Source organism: Saccharopolyspora sp. 6M, assembly GCF_020176775.1.
Classification (GTDB): domain Bacteria; phylum Actinomycetota; class Actinomycetes; order Mycobacteriales; family Pseudonocardiaceae; genus Saccharopolyspora_C; species Saccharopolyspora_C gregorii.
Window position 1 is genome coordinate 1 of sequence record NZ_JAIUJZ010000312.1, and the last position, 4165, is coordinate 4165.

At 71.2% G+C, this 4165-nt stretch carries 5 protein-coding genes; all 5 read left to right on the forward strand.

Annotated elements, in window-relative coordinates; all coding sequences use genetic code 11:
* Positions 1-3 precede the first annotated feature (3 nt).
* The 5 genes from LCD31_RS28265 to LCD31_RS28285 all read left to right on the forward strand — a co-directional run bounded on the left by LCD31_RS28265 (position 4) and on the right by LCD31_RS28285 (position 4022).
* Positions 4-153: a LuxR C-terminal-related transcriptional regulator gene (locus LCD31_RS28265; protein ID WP_224963162.1), complete on the forward strand. Its 150-nt coding sequence runs from the start codon at positions 4-6 to the stop codon at positions 151-153.
* Between the two features lie 433 nt (positions 154-586).
* Entirely contained in the window at positions 587-1255 is a 669-nt protein-coding gene (locus tag LCD31_RS28270; protein ID WP_224963153.1) for a helix-turn-helix transcriptional regulator, read from the forward strand.
* A 216-nt stretch (positions 1256-1471) separates the two neighbouring features.
* Positions 1472-2413: a 1-phosphofructokinase family hexose kinase gene (locus LCD31_RS28275; protein ID WP_224963156.1), complete on the forward strand. Its 942-nt coding sequence runs from the start codon at positions 1472-1474 to the stop codon at positions 2411-2413.
* Positions 2414-2475: 62 nt separating this feature from the next.
* On the forward strand, positions 2476-3567 hold the full coding sequence (locus LCD31_RS28280; RefSeq protein WP_224963158.1) for a PTS mannitol transporter subunit IICB: 1092 nt from the start codon (positions 2476-2478) through the stop codon (positions 3565-3567).
* Entirely contained in the window at positions 3564-4022 is a 459-nt protein-coding gene (locus LCD31_RS28285) for a hypothetical protein (protein ID WP_224963160.1), read from the forward strand. The genes LCD31_RS28280 and LCD31_RS28285 overlap by 4 nt, the downstream gene beginning before the upstream one ends.
* Positions 4023-4165: the final 143 nt, after the last annotated feature.

The window sequence follows — 4165 nt, forward strand, 5'->3', positions numbered from 1 at the left end:
GCGCTGGGCCGCACCAACCAGGAGATCGCCGACGAGCTCCGGGTGAGCAGGCGAGCGGTCGAGAAGCACCTCACCGCGGCCTACCGAAAATTGGGGATCGACGGCAGGGCGGATCTCGCGAATTCACTTCTTCCGCGCGGGGCGGGCGGCTGAACGCGATTCGGCGCTGCGCCGCGTTCGCGCAGGGTGATCACGGCGGTCACGCTTGGTCGCGGACCGCTACCTGCGGCAGGGCGGAATGTGGTGGGGGATTCACGTGATGTTGGTTCGTGCCCGTCCCTGTGGTGGCGGGTGGGGGCCTGAGCCGTACCCGAACCCACCCCCGCGATGTGGTTCGGTGCGGTCGTTCGGTCGTGAAACCCCTGGTAGATCGGCACCGAACCGAATCGGGCCGAACCGAACCGAACCAGCGGGCGGCTTGACCGCAGGTTTAAGGACGGCGCTGGCCCGCTGTTGACTTGGTTGGTTTTGAATCCATAGCCTTGTGGTGTCGTTGAATTCCGGTAATGCCTCCAACCGATGCCGGATCTGCGTTTCTCGCGAGCCAGAGAGGAATGGTCGAATTCTGATGACATCCAGCGGCACGATGCGAGCGCGACCCACGCCTGCCGGGGCGTCCGAAGAATCCGGTGAAGATTATCGGGACATTTACAGATCGTTGTTCGAGCAGTCCGGGATGTGCATGGCGAACCTCGATTCGAGCATGCGCGTGCTGGAGGCGAACAAGTACTTCTTCAAGCAGTTCGGGCGCGGTGCCGCCGACGTGCGGGGGCGCAGCTTCTACGACTTCCTGCACCCCAGCGTGCGCGGGAAGTTCCAGTACCAGTTCGCGCGCCTCACCGAGGGCCGCAACCCGCGGTTCGTGGAGCACGCGGTCGCCGTCGGCGCGAAGGAAGCGCTGTTCGGCGGGGAGCTGACCGGCATCGCGGTGCCCGGCCGCTCCGGTCGCGTGGAGGGCGTCATGGTCGTGCTGCAGCCGGACGAGGGGCAGCGGGCCGCGATGGTCGGCGGCAAGGAGAAGCTGCTCAGCGAGGTCGACGCCCGGATCCTGGAGGGCGTCGCGGCCGGGGAGTCCACCGTGCAGCTGGCCGCGAAGCTCTACCTCAGCCGGGGCGGCGTCGAGTACCACGTGACGACGCTGCTGCGGAAGCTCAAGGTCACCAACCGCCCGGCGCTGGTCTCGAAGGGCTACTCGATGGGAATCCTCGGCGTCGGCCAGTGGCCGCCGCGGGTGCTGCCCGAGTACGTGAAGTGAGCGGCGGCCCTCCGCCGGGGTGCCGGCCCGGTGGTGGTCCGAGCTCGTTCCCGTCGATCGGCCCGCATAGCGGAGATCTTCCGGGAAAACCTTGAACTCACCGTGCGATGGTTGCCACCGGGGCGACCCCCGTGCAAGATCGATTTTTCTCCGGCGCCGGGCTCCGCGCGGAGCCGCCGACCCGGCGACCGCCTGGACCAGGGGAGGGCTGTGCGCGTGATCGTCACCGTCACGGCGAACCCCAGCCTCGACCGCACCGTGCAGGTGCGCAAACTGGTGCGCGGCGGCCTGAACCGCGCCTCCTCGATCCGCGTCGACCCGGGCGGCAAGGGCATCAACGTGGCCCGCGCTCTCGCCCAGCACGGCGTCGACGTCCGCGCGGTCGTGGCGGCGGGCGGCATCGAGGGCCAGCAGCTCGTGGCGTTGCTGGCCGGCTTGAGCATCGACGTGCTGCGGGTGCCCGCGGTGGGCCCGGTCCGCATCAACATGAGCGTCGTCGAACCCGACGCGACCGTCACCAAGTTCAACGAGCCAGGGGCGCTGCTGGACGCGGGCGACGCCCGTGCCCTGTGCGAGGCGGTGCTGCGCAGCGCGGACGGCGCGAACTGGGTGGTGATCGCGGGCAGCCTGCCGCCGGGGGTGAGCAGCGCCTACTACGCGGGGCTGATCCGGATGATCGGCTCGCTGGGCGTCCCGGTGGTGGTGGACACGAGCGGGCCCGCGCTGCACGAGGCCGTGCAGGCCCGGCCGGCGTTGGTGAAGCCCAATCTCCGGGAACTGGAGGAGACGGTAGGTCACTCGATTACAACGATCGGTGGCGTCGTCGATGCCGCCGACGAGATCCTCGAACTCGGGGCGGACACCGTGCTGGCCAGCCTCGGGGCTGATGGAGCCCTGCTGCGCGGGCACGATGGCTGCGGTTACGCCGAGGCGCCGGTGACCGCGCAGAACGCTGTCGGCGCGGGGGACGCTTTACTCGCCGGATATCTTTCCGAAGGCTGCGGAGGTCTGCCCGCCCTGGTCACCGCGGTGGCCTGGGGCGCGGCCGCGGCCTCGCTGCCGGGTAGCGCCATGCCACAACCGCACGACCTGCGCCCGGACCTGGTGCGCGTCGAGTCCCGGGTGCCCTGGGACCGGCGGCTGCACCGGGACCCCTGACGCGGGGAGGCGGTCGGCGAGGCAGAGGGACAACGGCGTCGGCGAGGTACGGAGTGACAACCATGTCAGGGACGGCCACGGAGGAATCGAGTTCTCGAGCACAGGCGCAGCGCGCCCGCGTCGTGGTGCAGCGGTTCGGCGGGCAGCTGGCCGGCATGGTCATGCCCAACATCGGCGCGTTCATCGCCTGGGGCCTGATCAGCGCGCTGTTCATCCCGGAGGGCTGGTGGCCCAACGCCCAGCTGGCGCAGCTGAAAGAACCGATGATCACGCTGCTGCTGCCGGTGCTGATCGGGTACACCGGCGGCAGGCAGGTGCACGGGCAGCGCGGCGCGGTCGTCGGCGCGGTCGCCACCATCGGCATCGCGATCGGGGCCGAGATCCCGATGTTCCTGGGCGCGATGATCGTCGGCCCGCTCGCGGGCTGGGTGCTGAGATGGTTCGACCGCTCGGTGGGCAAACGGGTGCCTCCGGCGTTCAAGATGCTGGTGGACAACTTCGCGGCCGGGATCATCGGCGGGCTCTTCGCCATCGCCGGGCTGCTGGCGATCGGTCCCGCCATCGAGAGCGTGACCATCGCGCTCGGCCACGGCGTGCAGGCGCTGCTGGACCTGCACCTGCTGCCGCTGGTGGCGATCATCGTGGAACCGGCGAAGGTGCTGTTCCTCAACAACGCCGTCAACCACGGCGTGCTCGGGCCGCTGGGCGTGTCCGAGTCGCTGGACCACGGCAAGGCCATCGAGTTCCTGGTCGAGCCGAACCCGGGACCGGGCTTCGGGGTGCTGCTGGCGATCACCGTGTTCGGGCCGCCCGCGATGCGCGCGACCGCGCCCGGCGCGCTGGTCATCCAGTTCCTCGGCGGCATCCACGAGATCTACTTCCCGTACGTGCTGGCCGCGCCGCGGCTGCTGCTGGCGACGATCTCCGGCAGCGCGGCGGGGCTGTTCGTCTTCAGCATCACCGGTGCGGGCCTGGTCGCCACGCCGTCGCCGGGCAGCGTGGTCGCGCTGCTGGCGGTGACCCCGAAGGGCGGCTACGTCGGCGTGATCGCCGGGATCGCCGCGTCGGCGGTGGTGGCGTTCGTGGTCGCCTCGCTGGTGCTGAAGCTGTGGCGACGACCCGACGAGGTCGAGACCGGTGGAGCGGTCCGATGAGCCGCGGGTCGGCGGCCTCCCGCTGGTGGCGCGCGATCGGCTTCGCTCAGCGCCGGGTGCTCGGATCGCACGACGAACTGCGGGAGGAACCGGTGCCGCCGAGCGAGGTCGAGAGCGCGCGGCAGGCAGGAGAGGAGCGCTCGATGGGCACGATCAACGGGTCGGCGGTGCGCAAGGTCGTCATCGCCTGCGACGCGGGCATGGGCAGCAGCGCCATGGTCGCCGCCCAGCTGGCGGGCAGGCTCAAGCCGTACGACGTGAAGGTCTCGCACGCCTCGGTCACCGAGATCCCGCCGGACGCGGATCTGGTGCTGTGCCAGGAAACGCTGCTGGAGCGGGCGCGGCGGGAGGACACCGGTTCGGCGGTGATCCTCGGGTTCCGCAGCTTCCTCGGCGACCCGGTGTTCGACGAGGTCGAGCAGGCCGTCCGGGAAGGTGAACCCCTTGGTGGTTGAGGCGGGCCCGCCCCGGCCGCGGGGGGGGGGGGGGGGGCGCCCCCCCCCCGGGGGGGGGGGGGCCCGCCCCCCCCGGGGGCGCCGGGGGGGGGGGGGCCGCGGGGGGGGGGGGGCCCCCCCGGCCCCCCGGGGCCCCCGGGGGG

Excerpts from the sequence above, each read along its gene's own strand:
- LCD31_RS28270 (WP_224963153.1), top strand. The coding sequence starts at position 587 with ATGCGAGCGCGACCCACGCCTGCCGGGGCGTCCGAAGAATCCGGTGAA.
- LCD31_RS28280 (WP_224963158.1), top strand. The coding sequence starts at position 2,476 with ATGTCAGGGACGGCCACGGAGGAATCGAGTTCTCGAGCACAGGCGCAG.
- LCD31_RS28285 (WP_224963160.1), top strand. The coding sequence starts at position 3,564 with ATGAGCCGCGGGTCGGCGGCCTCCCGCTGGTGGCGCGCGATCGGCTTC.